The sequence below is a fragment of the Glycomyces niveus genome (assembly GCF_017592475.1).
Classification (GTDB): domain Bacteria; phylum Actinomycetota; class Actinomycetes; order Mycobacteriales; family Micromonosporaceae; genus Glycomyces; species Glycomyces niveus.
On record NZ_JAGFNP010000015.1, the window covers coordinates 35,248 to 58,520 of the forward strand.

The 23,273-nt window shown below is 71.1% G+C and carries 25 protein-coding genes and 1 pseudogene; 16 read left to right on the forward strand and 10 right to left on the reverse strand.

The genetic code is table 11. The annotated features are described in order from the left end of the window. The first annotated feature begins 22 nt into the window (after nt 1–22). Together J5V16_RS21530 and J5V16_RS21535 are read left to right on the forward strand one after the other, a co-directional pair. Nucleotides 23–811, forward strand: a complete 789-nt coding sequence (locus J5V16_RS21530; RefSeq protein WP_208499044.1) for a hypothetical protein — start codon at nt 23–25, stop codon at nt 809–811. Between the two features lie 109 nt (nt 812–920). Beyond that, entirely contained in the window at nt 921–3,662 is a 2,742-nt protein-coding gene (locus J5V16_RS21535; RefSeq protein WP_208499045.1) for an Hsp70 family protein, read from the forward strand. An 85-nt stretch (nt 3,663–3,747) separates the two neighbouring features. Here the strand turns inward: J5V16_RS21535 and J5V16_RS21540 are convergent, their stop codons facing one another. Both J5V16_RS21540 and J5V16_RS21545 read right to left on the reverse strand, forming a co-directional pair. Next, complete coding sequence (locus tag J5V16_RS21540) at nt 3,748–4,053, reverse strand: hypothetical protein (RefSeq protein ID WP_208499046.1); 306 nt, start codon at nt 4,051–4,053, stop codon at nt 3,748–3,750. Beyond that, a complete protein-coding gene (locus J5V16_RS21545) occupies nt 4,046–4,285 on the reverse strand; it encodes a hypothetical protein (RefSeq protein WP_208499047.1) in 240 nt (79 codons plus the stop codon). Before J5V16_RS21545 ends, J5V16_RS21540 begins: the two co-directional genes overlap by 8 nt. Before the next feature lie 122 nt (nt 4,286–4,407). Here J5V16_RS21545 and J5V16_RS24710 point away from each other — a divergent pair. The 4 genes and pseudogenes from J5V16_RS24710 (at nt 4,408) to J5V16_RS21570 (ending at nt 6,505) form a co-directional block, all read left to right on the forward strand. Further along, nucleotides 4,408–5,199 (forward strand): annotated as a pseudogene (locus J5V16_RS24710) (helix-turn-helix domain-containing protein). After that, the gene (locus tag J5V16_RS21560; RefSeq protein ID WP_208499050.1) at nt 5,196–5,435 is read left to right on the forward strand and encodes a DUF397 domain-containing protein; all 240 of its coding nucleotides are present in this window, start codon (nt 5,196–5,198) and stop codon (nt 5,433–5,435) included. Before J5V16_RS24710 ends, J5V16_RS21560 begins: the two are co-directional and overlap by 4 nt. A gap of 21 nt (nt 5,436–5,456) precedes the next feature. Next, entirely contained in the window at nt 5,457–6,257 is an 801-nt protein-coding gene (locus J5V16_RS21565; RefSeq protein WP_208499051.1) for a DddA-like double-stranded DNA deaminase toxin, read from the forward strand. 77 nt (nt 6,258–6,334) lie between these two features. Next, nucleotides 6,335–6,505: a hypothetical protein gene (locus tag J5V16_RS21570; protein ID WP_208499052.1), complete on the forward strand. Its 171-nt coding sequence runs from the start codon at nt 6,335–6,337 to the stop codon at nt 6,503–6,505. A 179-nt stretch (nt 6,506–6,684) separates the two neighbouring features. Here the strand turns inward: J5V16_RS21570 and J5V16_RS25245 are convergent, their stop codons facing one another. Further along, complete coding sequence (locus tag J5V16_RS25245) at nt 6,685–7,098, reverse strand: winged helix-turn-helix transcriptional regulator (protein WP_307793040.1); 414 nt, start codon at nt 7,096–7,098, stop codon at nt 6,685–6,687. Nucleotides 7,099–7,179: 81 nt separating this feature from the next. Here J5V16_RS25245 and J5V16_RS21580 point away from each other — a divergent pair, with 81 nt between their 5' ends. After that, nucleotides 7,180–8,088: an NmrA family NAD(P)-binding protein gene (locus tag J5V16_RS21580; protein ID WP_208499054.1), complete on the forward strand. Its 909-nt coding sequence runs from the start codon at nt 7,180–7,182 to the stop codon at nt 8,086–8,088. A gap of 51 nt (nt 8,089–8,139) precedes the next feature. Here J5V16_RS21580 and J5V16_RS21585 read toward each other — a convergent pair whose 3' ends face one another. Continuing rightward, the gene (locus J5V16_RS21585; RefSeq protein ID WP_208499055.1) at nt 8,140–9,150 is read right to left on the reverse strand and encodes a phosphotransferase; all 1,011 of its coding nucleotides are present in this window, start codon (nt 9,148–9,150) and stop codon (nt 8,140–8,142) included. 81 nt (nt 9,151–9,231) lie between these two features. Between J5V16_RS21585 and J5V16_RS21590 the strand changes: the two genes are divergently transcribed. After that, complete coding sequence (locus J5V16_RS21590) at nt 9,232–9,795, forward strand: DUF4291 domain-containing protein (protein WP_208499056.1); 564 nt, start codon at nt 9,232–9,234, stop codon at nt 9,793–9,795. Here the strand turns inward: J5V16_RS21590 and J5V16_RS21595 are convergent. From J5V16_RS21595 to J5V16_RS21605, 3 genes are all read right to left on the reverse strand, one after another. After that, nucleotides 9,792–10,241, reverse strand: coding sequence for a hypothetical protein (locus tag J5V16_RS21595; RefSeq protein WP_208499057.1), 450 nt, complete (start codon nt 10,239–10,241; stop codon nt 9,792–9,794). The two genes, J5V16_RS21590 and J5V16_RS21595, sit on opposite strands and share 4 nt — an antisense overlap. A 104-nt stretch (nt 10,242–10,345) precedes the next feature. After that, on the reverse strand, nt 10,346–11,167 hold the full coding sequence (locus J5V16_RS21600) for a hypothetical protein (RefSeq protein ID WP_208499058.1): 822 nt from the start codon (nt 11,165–11,167) through the stop codon (nt 10,346–10,348). After that, nucleotides 11,164–12,084, reverse strand: coding sequence for an ATP-binding cassette domain-containing protein (locus tag J5V16_RS21605; RefSeq protein WP_208499059.1), 921 nt, complete (start codon nt 12,082–12,084; stop codon nt 11,164–11,166). Before J5V16_RS21605 ends, J5V16_RS21600 begins: the two co-directional genes overlap by 4 nt. Before the next feature lie 144 nt (nt 12,085–12,228). Here J5V16_RS21605 and J5V16_RS21610 point away from each other — a divergent pair, with 144 nt between their 5' ends. Beyond that, a complete protein-coding gene (locus J5V16_RS21610) occupies nt 12,229–13,425 on the forward strand; it encodes a sensor histidine kinase (RefSeq protein WP_208499060.1) in 1,197 nt (398 codons plus the stop codon). After that, nucleotides 13,422–14,099, forward strand: coding sequence for a response regulator (locus J5V16_RS21615; RefSeq protein WP_208499061.1), 678 nt, complete (start codon nt 13,422–13,424; stop codon nt 14,097–14,099). The genes J5V16_RS21610 and J5V16_RS21615 overlap by 4 nt, the downstream gene beginning before the upstream one ends. A 37-nt stretch (nt 14,100–14,136) precedes the next feature. Here J5V16_RS21615 and J5V16_RS21620 read toward each other — a convergent pair whose 3' ends face one another. After that, nucleotides 14,137–15,528 carry an MFS transporter gene (locus J5V16_RS21620; protein WP_208499062.1) on the reverse strand — a complete coding sequence of 464 codons (1,392 nt, stop codon included), beginning with the start codon at nt 15,526–15,528 and terminating at the stop codon, nt 14,137–14,139. Between the two features lie 116 nt (nt 15,529–15,644). On the opposite strand from J5V16_RS21620, the gene J5V16_RS21625 reads away from it, so the two are divergent. The 5 genes from J5V16_RS21625 to J5V16_RS21645 all read left to right on the forward strand — a co-directional run bounded on the left by J5V16_RS21625 (nt 15,645) and on the right by J5V16_RS21645 (nt 21,855). After that, the gene (locus tag J5V16_RS21625) at nt 15,645–16,568 is read left to right on the forward strand and encodes a LysR family transcriptional regulator (protein WP_208499063.1); all 924 of its coding nucleotides are present in this window, start codon (nt 15,645–15,647) and stop codon (nt 16,566–16,568) included. An 85-nt stretch (nt 16,569–16,653) separates the two neighbouring features. Beyond that, nucleotides 16,654–18,039: an alpha/beta hydrolase family protein gene (locus tag J5V16_RS21630; RefSeq protein WP_208499064.1), complete on the forward strand. Its 1,386-nt coding sequence runs from the start codon at nt 16,654–16,656 to the stop codon at nt 18,037–18,039. 248 nt (nt 18,040–18,287) lie between these two features. Next, on the forward strand, nt 18,288–19,796 hold the full coding sequence (locus tag J5V16_RS21635; RefSeq protein WP_208499065.1) for an amino acid adenylation domain-containing protein: 1,509 nt from the start codon (nt 18,288–18,290) through the stop codon (nt 19,794–19,796). Beyond that, nucleotides 19,793–21,076, forward strand: coding sequence for a ferredoxin reductase domain-containing protein (locus J5V16_RS21640; RefSeq protein ID WP_208499066.1), 1,284 nt, complete (start codon nt 19,793–19,795; stop codon nt 21,074–21,076). The genes J5V16_RS21635 and J5V16_RS21640 overlap by 4 nt, the downstream gene beginning before the upstream one ends. Nucleotides 21,077–21,090: 14 nt before the next feature. Next, nucleotides 21,091–21,855, forward strand: a complete 765-nt coding sequence (locus J5V16_RS21645) for an enoyl-CoA hydratase-related protein (protein ID WP_208499067.1) — start codon at nt 21,091–21,093, stop codon at nt 21,853–21,855. A 30-nt stretch (nt 21,856–21,885) separates the two neighbouring features. Here J5V16_RS21645 and idi read toward each other — a convergent pair whose 3' ends face one another. Beyond that, on the reverse strand, nt 21,886–22,434 hold the full coding sequence (gene idi, locus J5V16_RS21650; protein WP_307793041.1) for an isopentenyl-diphosphate Delta-isomerase: 549 nt from the start codon (nt 22,432–22,434) through the stop codon (nt 21,886–21,888). A gap of 136 nt (nt 22,435–22,570) precedes the next feature. On the opposite strand from idi, the gene J5V16_RS21655 reads away from it, so the two are divergent. Then, nucleotides 22,571–23,083, forward strand: coding sequence for a DUF4395 domain-containing protein (locus tag J5V16_RS21655; RefSeq protein WP_208499068.1), 513 nt, complete (start codon nt 22,571–22,573; stop codon nt 23,081–23,083). 2 nt (nt 23,084–23,085) lie between these two features. Here J5V16_RS21655 and J5V16_RS21660 read toward each other — a convergent pair whose 3' ends face one another. After that, a complete protein-coding gene (locus tag J5V16_RS21660; protein WP_208499069.1) occupies nt 23,086–23,229 on the reverse strand; it encodes a hypothetical protein in 144 nt (47 codons plus the stop codon). Nucleotides 23,230–23,273: the final 44 nt, after the last annotated feature.

A 23,273-nucleotide genomic window follows, 5' to 3' on the forward strand; every position in this document is an offset into this window, starting at 1 on the left:
GGACCCCCGAAAGGAACCCCCCATGTTCAAGACCATCGGCGTCATCGGCCTCATCGTCGGCCTCGCCCTCACCGCCATGTACGTCTTCACCGGTCTCACCAGCGACAACCCCGTTCCCTGGGTGAACGGCTGGATGGCCGGTCCGATCATCCTCATCACCGTCCTCCCGATGTTCTCGATCGCCCGCCTCGCCGACGGCCCGATCCGCGAGATGCGCGGCCTCACCGCGAAGGGCTTCGAAGGCGCCCCGCTCGCCATGGGCACCATCGTCTCCGCCGAGCGCACCGGCCTGAGCGTCAACGACCAGCCGCAGCTCGAGATCCTCTTCGACGTCGACACCGTCGACGGGCAGTCCTTCCGCGGCGTCGCCAAGGCGATCATCGACATCACCGAACTCGCCATGGTCGTCCCCGGCGCGGTCCTGCCCGTCCGGTACCGGCCCGGCAGCACCGACGGGAAGATCACCATCGCCGCCGACGCCCCGCAGCACGAGATGCAGGCCGTCGTCGACCGCATCCGCGTCGCCAAAGGCCTCGTCACGCCCCGGCAGCTGCAGATCGCCGAGCAGGGCGTCGAAGCGAAGGCCGTGGTCCTCGCCATGAACCCGACCGGCGAGATCCAAGGCGAGCGGGCCGTCGTCGACCTCAAGTTCCGCGTCACCCGCGCCGACCAGACCACGTTCGACCTCGACCAGCGCAAGCCCGTCGACGCCTCCGCGATCCCGCAGCTCCAGCCCGGCATGGTCGTCCGCGTCCGGTACCTCCCGCACGACGAGTCGGAGCTCGTCGTCCTCACCGCGCTCCAGCCGTAACAGGGCCTGTCGGACCCGGGGTCTACTGTGGCACCCGGGTCCGGCGGCGCGATATCCTCGCGAAGGATCGCCGGTCCCCGCCCCTTCACCGCCCATGAACAGGACCCGCTTGCACACCCCCGTATGGCTCGCCGTCGACCTCGGCACCACCCACACCGTCGCCGTCGTCGGCCGCCAAGGCCAAGAACCCCGCTCCCTGCTGTTCGACGGCTCGCCGCTCCTGCCCTCCGGCGTGTACCTCGACGCCGACGGCGAACTCCACACCGGACGCGACGCCCAGCGCCTCGCCGCCGCCGAACCCGCCCGGTTCGAGCCGCACCCCAAGCGGCGCATCGACGAAGGCACCGTGCTCCTCGGCGACCGCGAGATCCCCGTCGAGGAACTCCTCGCCACCGGGCTGCGCCGCGTCGCCGACGCCGCGACCGCCTCCGGACAGCAGCCCACCGAGACCGTCCTCACCTACCCCGCTGACTGGGGGCCGGTCCGCCGCGCCGCCCTCGAACGCGCCGCCGCCACCGCCGGCCTCGGCCGCGTCAGGCTCCTCGCCGAACCCATCGCCGCCGCCACCTACTGCGCCGACATCCTCGGCCACGAGATCCCGCGCGGCGGCGCCGTCGCCATCTTCGACTTCGGCGGCGGCACCTTCGACGTCGCCGTCGTCCGCCGCGAGGACGACGACACCGGCCGGTTCCGCACACTCGCCGTCGGCGGCCTCGACGACCTCGGCGGCCTCGACGTCGACATGGCCCTCACCGCCCACCTCGGCCGCATCGTCGCCGGCCGCGACCCCGAACTGTGGCAGCGCCTCTCCGAACCGCAGACCACCGCCGACCTGCGCGACCGGCTCGCCTTCTGGGGCGAGGTGCGGGCCGCCAAGGAGATGCTCTCGCGCACCTCCACCGCGCCCGTCGCCCTCCCCGGCCACAACCCGATGGGGCTGCACCTCACCCGCGACGAACTCCAGTCCCTCGCCGACCCGCTCGTCTCCCGCGCCGTCGACGAGACCCGCCGCACCGTCGAACGCGCCGGCGTCGACCCCGGCGGTCTCGCCGCGCTCCTCCTCGTCGGCGGCTCCAGCCGCATGCCCCTCGTCGCCACCCGCCTCCACGCCCGCCTCGGCGTCGCCCCCGCCGTCCCCGAGCAGCCCGAACTCCCCGTCGCGTTCGGCGCCTTGCGGTTCGCCCTCACCGACCAGGCCGACCCGGCCGCTTCCAGCCCGCCCGCGACACCCCAAGCGGGCGTCCCCACGGTGACGTACGCGCCCTTCCCGCAACCGCACTCGCAGCCGCAGGTGCCGTCGCAGCCGCCGTTCCCGCAGCCCAGCCCGAGCCTGCCCCCGCACGCCCCGATGACGCCGCAGGCCCCGTACCAGCCGTCCGTCTACACCGGACCGCTGCCGGGCCAGCGGGCGCCCAAGCGGACCCGCATCCTGGCGTCCGTCCTCTCCGCGGTCGTGCTCATGGCCGTCGCGGTCGTCGTCGTCCTCAACAGCGTCGAGTGGGGCGGGGTCCTCGGCGACAACGCCGCAGGCGACCTCCTCGAAGGACTCGCCGACAACATCGACGACGCCACCGGCGGCGGGCCCGAACTCACCCTCGGCTACGAGCAGCAGCTCGGCGCGGACGGCGCCAGCGCGGTCGCCGCCGCGGACGGCCTCGCGATCCTCGCCGAAGTCGTCGACGGCCAGACCGCCGTCACCGCCGTGACTCCCGCCGGCGAACCCGTCTGGAGCGCCACCGTCGACCTCGAGCCGACCGAGCTGTTCCTCACCGTCGTCGGCGACGTGCTCCTCATCGACGCCACCGCCTCCGCCACCGACGAAGGCCAGAACATGCGCGCCGCCCTCGCCCTCGACGGCGGCGAGGTGCTGTGGAAGCGGCCCTGGATCGACCGCAACGACGTCGCCTACTACGGCAATGCCGCGGTCATCGAGCAGCGCACCGGGTTCGAGGACAACGCCGTCATCCGCGTCGACCTCACCACCGGCGAGGAGGTGTGGAAGGAGACCGGGCCGTACGACCTGTTCATCATCGACGAGTACCGCGTCCGCGCCGCCACCGTCTGGGACGAGGGCGACAGCCCGGGTGCGGTCCCGCCGAACTCGAACGCGCTCTACGACCACCTCGCCGCCACCGACCGGATCGTGGAGCTCCTCCCCGACGAGGGCACGGGCATCGTCCGCGACGCCGCCGACGGCGACACCGTCACCAGCGGCGACCTGCCCGTGAACAGCGAGTACTGGACCGTCTTCGACGACTTGGTCATCGGCAAGGCGAATGAGGCGACGTCGCCCGGCCGCAGCACCCTCATCGCCCACTCCCTCGGCGACCTCGGCGAAGCCTGGCGCATCGAACTCGACGTCGCCTTCTCCATCCAGCACGTCAAAGCCTGCGGGCCGCACCTGGTGTGCGCGGCGCTCGACCACACCACGGCCGACGACCAGTACCAGACGATCGCGGTCGACACCCAGACCGGCGAACAGGTGTGGAAGGTCGGCGTCGAATGGTCGGTCGACGACCACTGGTACTCCACGTCGAGCGGCCTCGTCCACGGCGACCAGGTCTTCGACACCGTCGACTCCGCGCAGATCCTCGACTTCGAAGGGCGCCAGGTCGTCGAGGGGGAGTTGTTCACCTCCGCGATCGCCGTCCGCGGCGACCGCGCCGCGATGGAGGTCTCCACGATGGGCGGCTGGGACGTCGTCGTCATCGACACGGCGACCGGTGAACGGTCCGCAGGGTACGACGTCGGCGCCGATTTGCCCGAGCACGCCGCCTTCGCCGGCGACCTCCTCGTCGTCCTCGGCGGCGACCTCAAGGCGCGGGTGCTCACCGTGCCCGAGCTGGCTTGACGGCCGACGAGAACGGGGCCGGGCCTGCGCCCGGCCCCGGAACCTGCGGGCCGTTCGGTCGAACCCGGCTCGGTGGGGCTCCGTGTCAACCGGTCTGCGGTTCGGCCACGAGGCCATACGCCCGCTTCAGGATCCACGGACACCACGGGTCGTTCCTCCAGGCGCCGAACCATTCCGGCAACGGTTCGGGCTCCCCGAAGAACCGGCAGATCACGCGCGGGCCCGCTCCGTCGTTGCATTCGATGCGGTACTCGGCGGCGGTCAGCGGGTGATCGGTCGCGATCTCCCGGAAGACGGAGAAGACCGCCGGGCCGCGATAGAAGGTGCCGAGCCAGCCGTCGCCGTCCGGATGCGGGTCCGGTTCCCTTGGGGTACTGGGCGATTCAGCCATTGCAGAACCGGACCTTCCCAGGGATCGGTCGGGCTGCGGTCGAGCCGCCGGGCCGGTCGGTGCCGTCGCTTCGGCCGACATGGCCGGTGTGGAAGACCTGGAACGCGGCGTCGCGGACCCAGTCCTTCCATTCCGGGACGAACGCCCGCCACCCCTCGCCCCAGGTGGCGTGGAGGTGGCCGGTGTTGAGGCCGGAGACGATCAGGACGAGGTCGGCCGGGTTGTCGGTCACGGCGACCTGGAAGGCATCCGGCGCGGGAGCGCTGGAGGTCCAGACGGTGAAACTGGTGCGCGAGTCGGTGAAGGTCCCCCGGATCTGCGGGACCGGCCACCGATCGCGGTTGGGATTGTCGGGTGAGTGCGCGACAATGGTCGCTGCGGGTGGCTGGCGAATATCTCCAGCGGGACGCAAGCACCATGAGCCGCTACGAGAACGGCGAATACCCACTCCGGCGAGCGGACCTGGTAGCGCTCATGACGCTCTACGACGTAGCGGATCCCAAGCAGCGGGCCGATCTGGAGCAGATATGCGAAGACGCCTGGCAGCGGGACTGGTGGGACAACCACAAGGACGACTTCGGCAAAGACTTCATCGATGTGCCTTGGTTGGAGAGCCGTGCCAGCCACCTTCGGGCCTACCAGCACTTCCTTGTCTACGGCTTGTTTCAGACCCGCGACTACGCTTCAGCGGTAATCAACGAACTGAAATTCGGCCATGAATCGGCCGAGCAGGTTGCTTGATGGGCCGACCTCAGGATTGATCGTCAAAAGATCTTGACCGGAGACTCTGCGCCACAAATCGATGCAATCTTCGAGATCTCGGTCCTGAAGCGCATCGCGGGTTCACTGGATGTTGCGTGTGCGCAGCTCCGGCGCCTGCTTGAGCTTTCGGAGCAGGGCAACATCACGATTCGCTTCATACCGGAGGGGTCTCGGCCCCACAAGGGCTCCGAAGGAACCTTCACGCTCTACACCCTTCCTCGGCCGTATCCAGTGGTAGCGCATATCGAAACCCGAGTTGGAGGGCTGTACGTGGAGGAGCCCAGAGCGAGCATTTTTGAGGATGTGTGGCAGGATCTTGACCAAGAGGCACTATCCGCGGAACGATCGCGCGACCTGCTCGCCGATCGATTGAAGGAGCAATGAGCACCGATCAGCAGCTCTCGGTGGGCGAGTTTGCTGGAATCCGCTGGCGAAAGAGCACTCGAAGCACGAGCGGCAATGGGCAGTGTGTTGAGGCCGGGCCGCTGTCGGACGGCTCGGGGCGGGTTGCGGTGCGGCACTCGCACCACCCTGAGGGTTCGGTCATCGTCTACACCCGTGCCGAGTGGACCGCCTTCCTCGCAGGGGCCAAAGACGGCGAGTTCGACTTCAACGATTGACCGGTACCGAAGGGGCCGTCAATGCCCAGCGTGGAAGAGGTTGCCGCCGCTCTCGGCGCCAATAAGGGCGAAGCCAAAGCGCTCGCCGGACAGCTCGCAGCGAGTAAGCAGCAAGCCGAGAAGTTGCAGGAGCAGCTCGCCGCCCTCGGCGCCGAGGGGACGGCCAGCCTCGCGAGCGCTGCAGTCCAGTCCATCGAAGGGCTGATGTCCGAGGCCGCCGCCCTGTCTGGCCGAATCGGCGAGGCACAGTCGCAAGTCCTCGCGATCGGGCAGGGCGGTTTACTCCCGTCCGGCACGAAAACAACGGTGACAGGGCAGCCCACGGCTGCACTGCCTCGGCGGCGGATACCAGGGTTCAACTCGAACCGGGTCAACAAAGACGCGATCGCCGACATTCGCCGCGCCGGCTACCCGAAGAACGCCGAAGGCAAGACCTCGGCGCGGGCGTTCGTGTACACCGCCGACGGCGAGCAGATCAACGCCGACGCCCTAAAGCCGTACCGGAAGGGCGAGGCGCCGCCGCAACCAGACTTGAAAGAGCCATGGGCATCCTCGGAGGAACTGACGACTACATGGCATGTCGAGCGCGACGCTGCGGCGGCGATTCGCGCAGAGCGCTTGGACAGCGCAGCGTTCTATCTGAATGTGCCGCTGTGCGGGCGACGTGCCGAAGGGTCGGAATACCCTGACCCCGCGAAGTGCTACGAGAACTTCCGACACATCATCCCCAAAGATGCCGTCGCCTACGTCTTCGTGGTTCCCGAGCAGGGGATGCCGAGGCGACGGCGCATCGTAGGAACGGGAGAGGCGATCAAGGAATGACCGACGAAGCTGAGCCGCACCGCCCTGTTGAGGCAAGCGCGGAAGTGATGGCTGACCTGTGGTCCAAGGTTGATGAGATGGACACGAGAGACTTCACGGTGTACGCGCTGGGCCTCGGGCTGACCCCGCCGGCCGAGCCCGCCGGGTACAAGGGCTGGGAAGTCGTCATCGCCTACCCGAACGACGACTTCGACAACGGCGTCCTGTACTGGTGGGGGCCGGAAGAAGACCACGGCGAAGAAGACTGACTGCGCGGAAGGCCGAGCCCGCGGCCCTGGCCCTTCGCATGCGATCGAGGTCGGCTCGATCTCGTCAAGTTCGGCGTGGCCGGTGCCGCCCGCGAAGTACGGTGAGCCCTTTGCCGGACGATGCAACCCGCCTGAGGTTCACCGTGACGTTCACGGTGCTGAACTGCGGCCCTCGGCCGCTACAGCGGCTCGTGTTCGGCGTCCCAGTCGGCGCGGGCGGTCGCGATGGCGTCCTTGTGCTCGCGCGACCAGTCGGCGAGGCCCGTGATGACGCCCGCGAGGCTGCGGCCCATCGGCGTGAGCCGGTATTCGACCTGCGGCGGGATGGTCGGGTGTACGGTGCGCTCGACCAGGCCGTCGCGCCACAGGCGCTTCGTGGTGAGCGTCAGCATGCGCTGCGAGATCCCCGGGATCGCCCGCTCGAGCTCCCGGAAGCGGCGCACGCCCTTCTCGAGCTCCACGACCACCAGCACGCTCCACTTGTCGCCCAAGCGGTCGAGCACGTCCCGGATGCCGCAGTCGTCATCGCCACAGGGGCCGTGGGGATCAGGGACCGCGACCTGGGACCTTACCGCCGTGTTCGTCGCTGACACCGAAGTGCCTCCTTTCGCAACCGCAGTCCCCCGCCGATACTCGGACTGCACCCGAACCCTACAACGCATAGGAGCACCCCGATGATTCTCGTGACCGGCGCATCCGGCGGCCTCGGCAGCCTCATCCTCAAGGGTCTCAACGACATCACTGACGTCGAGGTGGTCGCCGGAACCCGCTCCGGCGACGGCGCCAGCGCGCGCCGCATCGACTTCGACCACCCCGCGTCCCTCGCCGAGGGCTTCAAGGACGCCGACGTCCTGCTCTTCATCTCGGCCGGATATGCCGAGGACGACGTCGTCCTGGCCCGCCACGGTGCGGTCGTCGACGCCGCTGCGGCGGCCGGGGTGCGGCACGTGATTTACACGAGCCTCGCCGCCTCCGGCGAGCGCATGACCATCGCGCTCCCGCACCGCTGGACCGAGGAGCGCCTTGCCAAGGCCCCGTTCGATGTCACGATCCTCCGCAACGGCCTCTACACCGAGATCCCCGTCGGTCTCGCCGTGGCCGGGGCGGCGACCGCCGCGGCGACCGGCGTCTTCGCGGCCCCGTTCGGCGAGGGCCGGGTGTCGGTCGTCGCTAAGGAGGACTTGGCCGACGCCGCGGTCCGCGTCGCCGCCGAAACCGACCGAGATCTGCGGACCGGCGGCCGGAGCCGCCACGCGGACCGGACCTACGAGCTCGAAGGACCGGCCGCCGTCGGCGGGGCCGAGATCGCCGAGGCGCTGGCCGCGTCGCTCGGCCGCCCGGTCGAGTACCGCTCAGTGTCGCTTTCGGAGGCGCGGGCGGGCTTGCAGGGCAACGGACTCCTGCCCTACCAGGTCACCCACACGCTCTCGATCTTCGCCAACATCAAAGCCGGGTGGACCGAGGCCCCGCACTCGGACATCACCGCCCTCCTTCCGGACGGTCCCCGCCCGATCCGCGACGCCATCGCGGCCGCCGTCAAGGCGGGCTGCCGATCCCAGTCGCTCGACGCCGGAGCGAACTGAACCGGCGTTCGCCCGTCAGACGGGAGGACCTCCGCGCGTCGCGCCGGGGCCTCAAGCGCCGAAGGCCGCCTCGACCGCATCGAGATTCGCCGTCCACCAGGACATCAGGCGATCGTCGCTGAAGAAGAGGTCGTCGCAGGAGTCGTCGGCCCGGTCGTAGTGGAAGTCCAGGTGCCAGCAGTGGGAGAGCATCTTCCACCAGCGCCGCCGCGCCGCCTCGGCCAGCGCCGTCCCGTCGATCGCCCGCACCGACCGGTACCCGGCCAGGAACGCCGCGACCTGGGCGAAGCCGATGCTGCCGTCGGGTGCGTTGAACTGCCAGGTCGCCGCCCGCACCAGTTCTTCCGCATAGGCGCCGTGGCGGATGCGGTCCCAGTCGATGACCGCGCGGATGCGGTCGCCGTTCCAGATGAGGTTGTAGTCCTGGCAGTCGCCGTGCATCCAGCCGTGCGGGCCGGGCACGACCCCTGGCTGCGGGCGACGGTGCGCGTTCGCGGCGATGAGGTCGAGGCGGCGGCGCAGGACCGGGGCCGCGGCGCGGTCGAACTCGTCCTGGTCGGGGCGTTCGGCGGCTTTGAGGAATCGGCCGGTTTCGGCGAGCGCGGCGTCAGGGTCGTTGACCGATGCTGAGCCGGCTTGCAGCGCAGGCAGTCCGCGCCCGGGATCGGCCAGCGCGCGGTGGACGCGGGCGATCACGGCGCCCATGTGCTCGGCCTGCGCGAGGCTCATCTCCGCGCCGACGTGCTCGCCTTCGACCCAATCGCACAGGTAGTAGGCGCTGCTGCCGGTCTCGCAGACCAGGTCGCCGCCAGTGGTCGCGACCGGTGCGGCGACGGGGATGCCTGCGACGGCGAGGTGTGGGAGGAGTCCGAGGTTGCGGCGGACGGTGTCCGGGTCGCGGTCGGTGAGGTGTTTGAGGGCGAAGCGGCCGCGTTCGGCGTCGACTCGCCAGTTGCGGTTCATCCGGCCGTCGGGCAGGTAGCGGATTGCTTGGATCCCGCCGAGCCGGTAGGCGTCGGTCAGGGCTGCGAGGTCGACGGGGAGTCGCGGGTCGGGCGTCACCGGGGGAAACTACCGGGAGGCGCGGCCGGGCGCAACGGATATCGGTTTGCGGGGCGGCGGTGGGGGTGCCAGGCTGCGGTCATGGCTTCCCAGTACGAGATCCGCGCCGACTTCGACGCCCGCACTATCGTGGTGTACCAGGCGTATTCGCCCGCGATCGCTGATGCGGCGCTGCGGGCCGGGCGGTTCACGGCGCCGTTCTCGTTCAACCGGATGACGTGGATCAAGCCGTCGTTCCTGTGGCTGATGCACCGCAGCAACTGGGCGCGCAAGTCCGGGCAGGAGCGCATCCTCGCGGTGCGGATGACCCGGGAGGGCTGGGAGGCGGCGCTCGGGGAAGCGGTGCTCACGACCGGGGATCAGGCGGCGCTGGCGAAGGCCGCGGTGCATGTGCAGTGGGATCCGGAGCGGTCGGAGCGCGGGGCGGCGCTCAACCACTACTCGGTTCAGGTCGGGGTGGGCCGCCATCTGATCCGGACGTTCGCCGAGGAGTGGGTCGTGGCGTTGACCGACCTCACGCCGCAGGTGCGCAAGGCCGCCGAGCTGATCCAGAAGGGCGGTGCGGCGAAGGCGCAACGGCTGCTGCCGCCCGAGCGGGTGTATCCGCTGCCGAAAGAGATCGAGCGTCGGATCGCCCGGTCCTAGCCGGCGGCGGCCCGGTAGCGTTCGAGGGTTTCGACCGCTTGGCGCAGCGACTTCGGCGGGCGGAACCAGCGCAGGCATTTGAGGGCGCTGGGCCGGTGCTCGGCGGTGGCGGTGCGGACGGCGACCTCCCAGGTGTGGGCGTCGCCGCCGATCTCGATCGCGGTGATCTCGTTCCAGGCGAGGCGGATCTCGTCGGCGGACTGGACGAAAGTGACGCCCTCGTGGTCGAGGATCATCCTGCAGCGCAAGCCGAACGCGTTGCCGACCGCCGCGGCCACGATGACGAGGTAGAGGCAGCCGCCGAGCAGCGTCTCGACGATGCCCTCGTCGTTGCCGTTGAGCACCAAGAAGACGGGTACCGCGATCGAGAAGTAGCCGAGGAGGAACACGGCGGCGAGCTTGCGCGCGAACGCGGCCCGGCAGCGCAGGGTGAGAGGTTCGTCCACGGCCCCGAGCTTAAGCGCCGGAGGTGAACGGGACCGCCGGCCGCGCTCCCCAAAGCGCGGCCGGCGGTGTTTCCTGGTGGTGTTCGGTCGATGGGGTGCGGCGGTCAGACGTCGGAGCGCTTGATGCGCCAGGCCGCCGCTCCGACTACGGCGGCGATGTAGCCGCCGAACACCGCGAGCCCTGCGAGCGGCGAGAGCGTCCCGTCCGCCTGTGTGACAGCGGTGAACGCGTCGCCCGCCTCGGAAGGCAGGTACTGGACGGCGTCGCTCCAGCTGTCCGGCACCAGCAGCGCGGCCACCATCGCGAGCAGGAACATGACGCCGAACAGGGTCGTGATCGCGCCCGGCGTGGAGCGCATGAGCGCGCCGAGACCGAGGCCGAGGAGCCCCGAACCGGTGAGCAGGCCCGCGGTGCCGATCACGGCGCGGGCGACGCCCGGGTCGGACCAGGACGCGCCGCCGTCGCCGATGACGGCCTGGCCCGCGGTGAACACGACCGCCGAAGCGGCGAGCGCGACCGTGAAGACCACAACGGTGAAGACCGCGATCTTGGCCCACAGCAGCGGCAGTCGCCTCGGGACGGCCGTGATGGAGGAGCGGATCATGCCCGTGCCGTACTCGCCGGCCATGACCAGCACGCCGAGTGTGCCGAACGCGAGCATCGCGAAGTTGGTGCCGGTGAGGCTGGCGCCCACCGGGTCCGTGGGCTCGTTGCCGGGAGGGCCGCCCGGGTCGGAGCCGTCGCCGAACATCGAGGAGGCGAGCAGGCCGAACCCGACGAGCAAGAGGACGGCGACGACGAGGGTGATCCAGGTGGAGCGCACGGACCAGAACTTGATCCACTCGCTCTTGACCACGCGGGCGAGGTTGACGTGCTTGCGGGGCCGGATGGTCGCGGCGGTTTCGAGTGTGGCTGCCGTGGTCATCGTGCTTCTCCGATCAGCGTGGACTGGTATTCGACGGCGTCCTTGGTGAGTTCCATGAAGGCCTCCTCGAGCGAGGGGCGGACGACGGTGAGTTCGTGGATGGCGATGCCGGCGGCGGCCGCGCGGTCGCCGATCGCCTCGGCCGTGAGCCCGGTGACCTCGAAGAGGCCGCGGTCGACGCTGAGCACGGTCGTGCCGGGCCCGGCGAGGAGGTCGTGGAGGGCGTTGGCGTGCGGCGATCGGACGCGGACGCTCTCGTTGGCGGCGTTCTCGATGAAGCCGCTCACCGAGGTGTCGGCGATCATGCGGCCCTTGCCGATCACGATCAGGTGCTCGGCGGTGAGCGCCATCTCGCTCATCAAGTGCGAGGAGACGAACACGGTCCGGCCTTGCGCGGCGAGGTCGCGCATGAGGTTGCGGATCCACAGCACGCCTTCGGGGTCGAGCCCGTTGGTCGGCTCGTCGAGGATGACCACGTCAGGGTCGCCGAGGAGCGCCGAGGCGATCCCGAGCCGCTGCCCCATGCCGAGCGAGAACCCGCCGACCCGCTTGCGGGCCACCTGGTGGAGGCCGACGATGTCGATCACCTCGTCGACGCGGGACTTCGGGATGCCCGTGGTGGCGGCCAGCGCGTGCAGATGCCGGTACGCGGACCGTCCGGTGTGGACGGACTTCGCGTCGAGGAGCGCGCCGGCCTGGTGGAGCGGGTCCGGGTGGTCGGCGTAGGGCCGGCCGTTGACGGTGGCGGTGCCGGAGGTCGGCCGGTCGAGGCCGAGGATCATCCGCATGGTGGTGGACTTGCCGGCGCCGTTGGGGCCGAGGAAGCCGGTGACGATGCCGGGCTTGACGGTGAAGGTGAGACCGTCGACGGCGGTCTGGTCGCCGTAGCGCTTGGTGAGGTCGTGTACTTCGATCATGCGGTCAAGTCTCGGATCCGGCGGTCGTAATCGTCGTCCTCTGAAGGCGGGCTGTTGGTCTACTGCGGTTGCGGTAGTCGCGCGGCCCGGCGTTACTGCGTGCAGACGATGACCTGCGTGTACGCGGGCGGATACGATTTCGCCATGGCATGGGGGCAGGCTCGGGCGTGGACGCGCAGGCACGCGACGCTCATCGACGCGGTCTTCGCGGTCGTGTTCACCGGGCTGTTCTTCATCGGCTACTTCCTGGGCGACGACAAGGGCGGGCACGGTCCCCGCCCCGACCAGGTCGACTTTCCGATCGCCGTCCACGTCATCGTGGGCGCGACGGCGCTGGTCTGTTTGTCGCTGCGGCGGCGCTGGCCCGAGCGGCTCTTGATCGCCGACACCGTGGTCCTGCTCGGGATCATCGCGGCGACCGGGAACCGGCATCCGCTGCTGCTGCTGACCTGGTTCATCGTCGGCTACACGTTCGCGCGGCGCACGAACCGGCGCCGGGCGTGGCTGGTCGCGGGCGCGTGCATCGCGGCCATGTACGTGGCGGCGGGCCTGTTCGGCGACAGCGCCTGGACCGCGCCGGACAATCTCGGGTTCGCGGCCTGGTCGATCGCGGTCATCGCGGTCGCGGATGCGACCCGCAGCCGCCGCGCGTACATCGACTCGGTCGAGGAGCGGGCCCGCCGCGCCGAGGAGACCCGCGAGGAGGAGGCGCGCCGCCGCGTCGCCGAGGAGCGGCTGCGCATCGCGCGGGAGCTCCATGACGTTGTGGCCCACCACATCGCGGTGATCAACGTGCAGGCCGGGGCTGCCGCGCACGTCCTGCGGACCCGGCCCGAGGCGGTCGGGCCCGCGCTCGCGCACATCCGCCGCGCCGCGGACACGGTGATGCAGGAGCTCGGCTCGGTCGTCGGGGTGCTCCGCGGTGAGGACGAGCTGGACGCGCCCACCGAGCCGACCCGCGGCCTCGCGCGCCTCGCCGAGCTCCTCGACTCGTTCGCGGCCGCCGGGCTCCAGGTCGAGCACCGTCAGAGCGGCACCGCCCGCGACCTGCCCGCCGTGGTCGACCTGGCCGCGTACCGCATCGTCCAGGAGTCGCTGACGAACGCGCACAAGTACGGCACGGGCCGCGCCGCGCTCGACGTCGTCTACACGCCGAACGCGGTCACGATCGACGTCGGCAACGCGATCGGCCACGGTGCCGAAGCGACCGGGTCGGGGTACGGCCTCGTCGGCATGCGCGAGCGCGCCGCCGCCGCGGGCGGCACCGTCACCGCCGGACCCGTGGACGGCCGCTTCGCCGTCCACGCCGAACTGCCCGCCACCGCGAAGGAGACGCCGTGACCATCCGAGTCCTGCTGGCCGACGACCAGGCGCTCATCCGCGCGGGCTTCTCCATGATCATCGGCTCCGAGCCGGATCTGGAGATCGTCGGCGAGGCCGCGAACGGCCGCGAAGCGGTCGAGCTCGCCCGCTCCGAGCGCGCCGACGTCGTCCTCATGGACATCCGCATGCCCGAGGTCGACGGCATCGAGGCCACGAAGCGGATCGCCGCTGACGAGGACCTCGCGGGCGTGCGCATCCTCGTCCTGACCACGTTCGAGAACGACGACAACGTGGTCCTGGCCCTGCGCGCGGGCGCGAGCGGGTTCCTCGGCAAAGGGGTCGAGCCCGCCGACCTCGTGCGCGCCATCCGCATCGTCGCGAGCGGCGAGGCCCTGCTGTCGCCCAAGGCGACCCGCGGCATGATCGGCCGCTTCCTCAGCCAGAACGAGCCCGGCCCGCTCCCAAGCCCCGAACCCCTTGCGGCCCTGACCGAGCGCGAACGCGAAGTCCTCGCCCTCGCCGCCCACGGCCTCTCCAACGACGACATCGCCGCCAAGCTCTACCTCTCCCCGCTCACCGCGAAGACCCACGTCAACCGGGCCATGACCAAGCTCGGCGTCCGCGAACGCGCCCAGCTCGTCGTCATCGCCTACCAGACCGGCCTGGTCCGCCCCGGCGACCCGCTGCCCTAGGCGGCTGAGCCGGCCGCGGCCGGCTCAGCCGTAGGCGTCAGACGCCCGCGAGCTCCGGCTGCAGCGCGGTGGCCTTGCGGCGCAGGTTGAACGCGCCGATGGCCACGGCCGTGACGGCCGCCGCGAGGGGGACCAGCATCGCGGCACGATAGCCGTCGAGGAGCGCCTCGGGCTCGCCCGAAGCGGTCGCGGCGACGTTCACCGCCGCGACCCCCGCGAGGCCGATGGCCGCGCCGAACTGGAACGACGTGTACAGGAGCCCGCCGGCGAGGCCCTGCTCCGACTCGTCGATCCCGTTGGTGGCGATGATCGTCAGCGGCCCGTACGCGAGCGTGAACGCCAGCCCGGTGGACACCAGGCTCGGCAGCAGCTCGAGGTACGACGCGTCCGGGCCCGCGCTCAGGAACAGCGCGTACGACAGCGCCGCGAACCCCAGCCCGGCCAGCAGCACCGGGGCGTTCCCGAAGCGCCGCACCAGCTTCGGCGTCAGCGTCGGCGCGAGGACCACGTCGATGCCGAGGACCAGCATTGCGAGGCTCGCCTCGATCGTCGACCAGCCGCGCAGCTCCTGCAGGTACAGCACCACCAGGAACTGGAAGCCGAAGAACCCCGCCATGAACAGCATCCCGATCAGGTTGGCGCGCAACAGCGGGGCCGAGCGCAGGACGCCCAGGCGCACCAGCGGCGCCGGGTGCCGCCGCTCGACCGCCCAGAACAAGCCGAACAGCACCAGGCTCGCCGCGACCGTCCCGGCCGTCCACTCGAGCCCCACATGCGAGGCGCGTTCGACGCCGAGCACGAGCAGCACCACCGCCGCCGTGATCGTCAGGCCCCCCAGCAGGTCGAAGCGCCGGCCGTCCCGCTCCGGGCGGGCCGCCTTCGGGATGAGCAGCGCCGCCGCGACCAGCAGCACCAGCGACAGCCCCACCGGCATGAAGAACACCCACCGCCAGTCGAGCGCCGTGAGCAGGCCGCCGATGACCATGCCGAGCGTGAAACCGCCCGCGCCGATCGCGCCGTAGACCATCAGCGCCCGGTCGCGCTTCGGCCCCTCCTCGAACCCGGTCGTGATGATGGAGAGCCCGGCCGGGGTCATGAACGCGGCGGCCAGACCCGTCACGAACCGGGCCGCGATCAGGGTCGCCCCGTGCTCGGCGAGCCCGCCGAGACCCGAGAACAGCAGGAACACGACCAGCGCGGCCAGGAACACCCGGCGGCGGCCCAGGATGTCCGCGGCCCGGCCGCCCAGCAGCATGAAGCCGCCGTAGCCGAGGACGTACGCGCTCACCACCCACTGCAGCGCCCCGGTGGACAGGCCGAGGTCGGTGCGGATCGCGGGCAGGGCGATGTTGAGCATGGCGATGTCGATGCCCTCCAGGAAGATAGCTCCTGAAAGGACGAGCAGCACACCCCATTCACGGGCTTTCACAGGACACTCCTCAGATGGATTGCAATGGCCCGGCAATCGTCGGCCCGGGAGCGGGCGGGAACAACGGCGAAGACCGCAACGTTCGGTAAGTCAGGCTTACCGATGCGGAGGAACCGATGGAACGCGACGAACTCGAATGCTTCCTGATCCTGGCCGAGGAACTGCACTTCGGCCGCACGGCGGCGCGCATGCGCCTCTCCCGCGCCCGCGTCAGCCAGCTCGTCCAGCGCCTCGAACGCCGCATCGGCGCGCCCCTGTTCGAGCGCACCAGCCGCACCGTGCGGCTCACCGAACTCGGCGCGCGCTTCCGCGACGACGTCGAACCCCACCACCGCGCCATCGAACGCGCCCTCGCCCGCACCGCCGCGAACGCCCGCGGCATCGGCGGGACCCTCCGCGTCGGCTTCGCCGACTCGCTCACCGGCGAGATCGCCATCCGCGCCGTCGACGACCTCCGCGCCGCCCACCCCGAACTGGCCGTCGAGATCTGCGAGATGTCCTTCACCGACCCGTTCGCGCAGCTGCGCGAACGCTACTACGACGTCCAGTTCATGGAGCTCCCCGTCCGCGAAGACGACCTCGCCAAAGGCCCCACCCTGCTCACCGAGGCCCGCGTCATCGCCGTCGCCGCCGGCCACCCGCTCGCCTCCCGCCCCTGGCTGACCATGGACGACCTCGCCGAGACCCCACTCCTCGAGATCGAAGGCGACGTCCCCGACTACCGCCGCCCGCCCCGCACCACCCCCGAAGGCCGCCCGATCCCCGCCGGACCCGGCATCACCAGCCTCCAAGAAGCCCTCATGCTCACGGCCGCAGGCAGAGGCGCCCTCCTCACCGGCGCCCACACCGCCGCCCACCAGCCCCGGCCCGGCATCGCCTACCTGCAGATCCTCGACGCCCCGCCCGTCCGCTACGGCCTGGCCTGGCGCGCCGACGAGCACACCGCCGCCGTCGAAGCCTTCGCCGCCCGCGTCGCCGCCGCCGTCGAAACGCGCGAGCACCTGCAGGCGCCCCAAGACCTCTCGGCGGCCGCCGCCTGAGATCGGCCGAACGGCCGAGGCCCCCGCCCCGGAACCGACCCGAAGACCGACGCGGCGCGGGCGCGCCGGTGCCAGAATCGGGCCGGTGACCGAACCGATCCCGGGACTGAGCATGTCCCCCTTGGAGATCCTCGCCGTGCTCGGGGCGCTCGCCGTCGTCCTCGCCCGCTGGCTCCCGCACCGCACCGCCGTCCTGCTCAACGGCGCGGCGACGGTCGCCGTCGCCGGGACCGCGCTCGCGGCGACCGGCCTGCGCTGGCAGCTGTACCCGGTCCTCGCGCTGGCCGCGATCGTCGCGGCCGTCGCGGTGGCACGACGCGGCCGCCGCCGGGTCCGCCGCCGGTTCGCGATCCCCGCGACGGCCGCCTGCCTGCTCGTCCTCGCCGCCGCACCCTTCGCGGCCTGGGCGCTGCCCGTCCCGGTCTACCCCGAGCCGACCGGCGAGTACGCGGTCGGCACCGCGGTCTACCAGTGGACCGACGACGCCCGACCCGAACCGCTCTCGGAGGACCCCGACGACCGCCGCGCCGTGGTGGTCCAGCTCTGGTACCCGGCCGAGCCGCGACCCGACGCTCCGACCACCATCGGCGGCAGGCCCACACTCGAAGCGTCCCAAGCGATCACCGCGGCCTCCGCCGACTTCTTCGGCATCCCCGCGTTCCTCCTCGCCGACGCCGCCGCGGCCCCCTCGCACGCCGTCGCCGACGCGCCGGCCGCCCCCGGCCGCTTCCCCGTCATCGTCTTCTCGCCGGGCCTGAGCGCCACCCGCACCGCCAACACCGTCCTCGCCGAGGAATGGGCCAGCCGGGGGTACGCCGTCGCCGCCGTCGACCACCCCTACGACGCGGCGATCACCTACCTCGACGGCGAACCCGTCCACTCCCGCAACACCCTCACGACCACCGACGAGGACGAGATCGCCGCGATCAACCGCGCCAACATCGAGACCCGCGCCGCCGACCTGAGCTTCGTCCTCACCCGGCTCGACACGATCGCACTCGCCGACCACCTCGACACCGGCCGCGCCGCCGTCGCCGGCCACTCCCGCGGCGGCGCCGCCGCCCTCGCGGCGCTGGCCGCCGACCCCCGCTTCGACGCCGCCGTCCACATCGACGGCGGCCTCGAACCGACCCTGCCGCCCGGCCCCTTCTCCCAACCGGCCCTGTCGATCACGAGCCCGATCTCCGCGGAACAGAACCCCGACTACCTGCCGACCCTCGACGCCGCCCTCGTCCTCGGCCCCGCCGAGACCTACCGCCTCTCGCTCCCGCACGCCGGCCACTTCTCCTTCACCGACGCCGCCCTCTACTTCCCGCCGGTCCCTTCGGCGGTCGGCACCATCGGCCGCACCGAAGGCCTCCGCGCCACCGCCGACGCCGCCATGCTGTTCCTCGACGCCGTCCTCCGCGACCGGCCCGCGGACCTCCCCGATGCCCTCGACCAGTACGGCGACCTCGCCTTCCCCGCGTGAGGCCTGCGCGAGTCCCGTTCGGCCGCCTTGGGAAGCATTGACTTGAAATTGATTGAAATCTATACTTTCACTCGTGTGAGCGCTACCACAGCTGGCTTGCGCATGAACTGAAAGGGTTGGGACTCAAGCAAACGCATCAACCGGCGGGGTGACCTATGCCTGCAATCGACTACACACGGCAACATTACGACTACGTAAAGCAATCAAACGGAACGGCGCTGCTCGGCGCCCGCGGGGCTCCGTCCGGATTGAAGGAACAGGACCAGCGCCTGTTCCGCCAGTTCGGATGGGGCCCCGCCCGCGTCGTGCCCCGAGTCGCGATGCACCAGTGCATCGAGCACTACGCGGCGACCACGCCCGACGCCACCGCGGCAGAGCACCGCGGCCGCCGCCTCACCTACGGCGAACTCGAACGGCACGCCAACCGGCTCGCCGCCCGCCTCATCGGCGAAGGCGTCCGCCCCGGCGACCGCGTCGCGCTCGTCGTGCGCCGCGGCCTCCCCATGGTCGTCGGCATCCTCGCGATCCTCAAGACCGGCGCCGCCTACGTGCCGCAAGACGCCAAGATGGTCCGGACCCCGGCGCTCCGGCACATCCTCGCGACCGCCCGCAGCACGATCGTCCTCACGCAATCCGATGCGCCCGTCGAGCTGCCGCAAGGCTGCACCGGCATCGACATCGACGAGGCCATGGCAGAGACGACCGACGTCCCGGCCCCGCGAGTCCCCGCCGACCCTCACAGCGCCTGCTACGTCCTGTTCACCTCGGGCACGACCGGCACCCCCAACGGCGTCGAGGTCACGCACGCCAACCTCGCGAACCTCCTCCTGACCGACCCCGGCGACCTCGGCATGCGGCCGGGGACGACCGTGGGCCAGATCCTCAACATCGCCTTCGACATGGCCGCCTGGGAGATCCTCGGCTGCCTCACCCACGGCGGCACGCTCCTCATCCGCGGCGACGACATCGCCGCCACCGCGCGCGAAGTCGAGGTCCTCATCGCGACCCCGACGATCCTCTCGCGCCTCGACCCCGAAGCGTGCGAACGGGTCAGGACCGTGGCCGTCGCCGGAGAGCCCTGCCCCCGCGCGCTCGCCGACCGGTGGGCGCGGCGGTGCGCGTTCTACAACGGGTGCGGGCCGACCGAGACCACCATCGTCAACACGATGCACCGCCACCACCCCGGGGCCGAGCGGCTGACCATCGGCCGCCCCACCCCCAACAACACCGTCTACATCCTCGACGAGCACGGGAAGCCCTGCCCCATAGGGGAAGTGGGGGAGATGTGGGCCGGCGGCGACGGCGTCTCCGCGGGCTACCTCGCCAACCCCGAGCTCAACGCCGAGCGGTACTCGCCCGACCCGTTCCTCGGCGGCGGCCGCACCATGTTCCGCACCCGCGACCTCGGCCGGTGGACCCCCGACGGCGAACTCGAGCACTTCGGGCGCACCGACGACCAGGTCAAGATCCGGGGCTTCCGGGTCGAACTCGACGCCGTCTCCGCGGTCCTCGAGAGCGTGCCCGGATGCGTCAGGGCCGCAACGGTGAAGCTCGACGACCGCTCGCTCGCGGCGTTCGTCCAGCCCGCCACCGTGGACGCCGATCTAGCGCGCAAGATCGTCGCCGAGGCCCTCCCGTACTACTGCGTCCCGGCCGCCATCCACCTACTGGAAGCGCTCCCTCTCACCGATCGCGGCAAGATCGACAAAGCGCGGCTGCAGCGCCTCGCCCGAATCGGACGGGAGGCCACGGCATGACGCAGCTCAAGCACGACCGCATCGACGACGTCGCGCTCCCGCCGCTCCTGCCCCTGGCGCGCCGTGTCTTCAAGCACCCGGCGCTGATGCACTTCAACCGGCTCGCCGCCGCCGTGATCGCCGTCAACGCGGTGGTCCTGGCGACCGCACTACCCGATGTCGACGCCGAGTTCGCCTCGCGCGCAGCGCTGTTCAACTTCGCCTTGGCGATCCTCATCCGCCGCCAGCGCCTCATCAACCTGCTCTTCCGCATCGCCACCGCAGCGCCGGTCACCTGGCCGCTGCGGGTGCGGTGGACGCTGGCGAAGGTCTACCACTTCGGCGGACTGCACGTCGGCGGTGCTGTGGCGGGCTCGCTGTGGTTCGCCGCGTTCGTCGCCCTGGCCACAGTGGAGCATGCTCCGGCAGAGGTGCTGCTCTTGGCGTACACGCTCGTCGGGCTCTTCGCGGCCATGCTGGTGACGACGATCCCGAAGCTGCGGGCCAAGAACCACAACCGGTTCGAACTCGTGCACCGCTTCGGCGGGTGGACCTCACTGGTCCTGCTGTGGGCGCTCACCGTCGCTCAGATCGGACTTCAGGAACTGTTCGCCTCGCTCGAGTTCTGGGTGCTCGTCGCGCTCACCGCGGCGGTCGTCGCGCCGTGGACCCGGCTGCGCCGCGTCCCGGTCGACATCAAACGGCCGTCCTCGCACGTGGCGATCGCCCGGTTCACGCACGGCCGCAAGCCGTTCGCGGGCTCCTCGACGGCGATCAGCCGGTCGCCGCTGCTCGAATGGCACTCGTTCGCGAACATCCCCTCGCCCGACGAGCACGGCTTCCGCCTCACGATCTCGCGCGCGGGGGACTGGACCGGGAGGTTCATCGACGACCTGCCGTCCCACGTGTGGGTCAAGGGCATCACCACCGCGGGCGTGGCGAACATCGAGGTCCTGTTCCGCAAGGTCGTCTACGTCGCGACCGGCAGCGGCATCGGCCCGTGCCTGCCGCACCTGCTTGCGCAGGAGGTCCCGGCGCTGCTCGTGTGGTCGACGCGGTCGCCGCGCGAGACGTTCGGCGACGAGCTGGTCGACGAGATCCTCGCCGTCCAGCCGGACGCGCGGATCTGGGACACGGCCCTGCACGGCAAGCCCGACATGGTCAGACTGGCCGCCGCCGCCCACCGCGACTTCGGCGCCGAGGCCGTCATCTGCATCTCCAACAAGAAACTCACCTGGCAGGTCGTACACGGCCTCGAGCGCCGCGGCATCCCCGCGTACGGCGCGATCTGGGACTCCTGAGAAAGGCGCGCGACATGCGACTGAAGATCGAACGCATCGGCCGGGTCGTGCGGGTGCGCCTGCACCGGCCCGAAGTCCTCAACGCCCTCGACGCCGCGCTCATGACCGAACTGGTCGACGCGCTGGCCCCGCTCGACACCGACCCCGACGTGGGCTGCATCGTCGTCACCGGCTCGGAGCGGGCCTTCGCGGCGGGCGCGGACATCAAGGAGATGAGCGGGAAGTCGGCGGCGGACATGATCGCCGAGGACTACTTCGCGGGCTGGGAGGCCTTCGCGGCCCTGCGGACCCCGAAGATCGCGGCCGTCTCGGGGTACGCCCTCGGCGGCGGCTGCGAGCTGGCGATGATGTGCGACATGATCATCGCGGCCGACACGGCGACGTTCGGGCAGCCGGAGATCACGCTCGGCGTCATCCCCGGCATCGGCGGCACGCAGCGGCTGACCCGCCTGGTGGGCAAGGCGAAGGCGATGGACCTCATCCTCACCGGCCGCCTCATCGACGCCGAGGAGGCCGAGCGGATCGGCCTGGTCTCCCGGGTCGTGCCCGCCGACCGGCTCGCGGCCGAGGCGCACGCGGCCGCCGAGCAGATCGCCGGCTACGGCAAGCTCGCCGCGATGGCCGCCCGCGACTGCGTCGACCGGGCGCTCGAGACCGGGCTCGCCGACGGCATCCGATACGAGCGCCGGGCGTTCCACGCCCTCTTCGCGACCGAGGACCAGAAGGAGGGCATGCGCGCGTTCCGCGAGAAGCGGCAGGCGGTCTTCACCGGGAAGTGAGCAGCGGGGGCGGCGCGGACCGCGCCGCCCTCACCGCCGCAAGTACGCGTCGACCAGGCCCCACTCGTGCAGCTGCGCGACCTGGAGCCGCGACCACGGCGACAGGTCCGAATCGGGCCGCTCCGCTCGGGCGACGTACGCGGGCCAGTCGACCCACGAGTACTCGCCGACCTCGCCCGCGTCGGGTGCGGGCTCGCCCTCGACGCGGCACAGGTACACCGGGCAGATCTCGTTCTCGACCACGCCGTTCGACTCGGCCCGGTACCGGAAGCTCGGCAGCGCGCACACCAGGTCCCGCGCCTCGATGCCCAGCTCCATGGCGAGCCGCCGCCGGATCGCCGACTCCATGAACTCGCCCGGTCCCGGATGCCCGCAGCACGTGTTCGTCCACACCCCCGGGAACGCCCGCTTGACCGCCGCCCGGCGGGTGACGAGCAGCCGCCCCGCGGCGTCGAACCCGTAGCAGGAGAACGCCAGATGCAGGGGCGTCGCCGCCCCGTGCACCCGGTCCTTGCGTTCGCTGCCGATCGGCGCGCCGTCGTCGCCGAGCAGCACGACCATCTCCGTCGCTTCCCCCACACGAGCCCCCGTAGTCGATCGAGCACCGATCGTATCGCGGCCCCGGAGGCCGCGCCTCCGCCAGAACGGGCCGCTCGCCGCACACAGCGCTAGCATTGGCGGCCTTGCCCTGGTTTCTTCCGAAGGACGCCCGCCCATGCGCCGCCTGTTCAGCTTCCCCAACCCCGTGAACGAGGTCTCCGCCCGCCTCGTCGCCGCCGGCGTGGTCGCCATGAGCGCGGCCGCCCTCGTCTTCCAGCTCGAATGGCTCGTCGTCGTCATCGCGCTCGGCTTCATCGCCCGCGTCGCCACCGGCCCGAGCCTCAGCGTCCTCGGCCAGGTCGTGACCCGCGTCGTCACGCCCCGGCTCCCCGTCGCCCCGAAGCCCGTCCCCGGCCCGCCCAAGCGATTCGCGCAGGGCATCGGCGCGGCCTTCTCCATCGCCTCGGCGCTGCTGCTCCTCGTCTTCGACCTCGACCTCGCCGGCTGGATCGTCCTCGGCGCCCTCACCGCGGCCGCCGCCCTCGAGGCGTGCTTCGCGTTCTGCCTGGGCTGCAAGATCTTCGCCCTGCTCACCCGCGCCGGGCTCATCCCCGACACGATCTGCGAGGCCTGCAACGACATCCAGGCCCGCACCGACGCCGCCCTCGAACGCGCCGCCGCGAACTGACCTCACGCCGGCCGGTGGTCCAGTTCATGCAGCGCGAACAGCTGCGACATGGAAAGGGCCCTTCCGGGGAACACCTCTTCGAGCAGCGCGAACTCGGCGGTGCGGACGAGATCCATGAGCAGGCGGAGCAGGTGCTCGGCCTTCATCGCCGTTCCACCGATCGCAGGGTGGTGTGTTCGCAACTATTCAT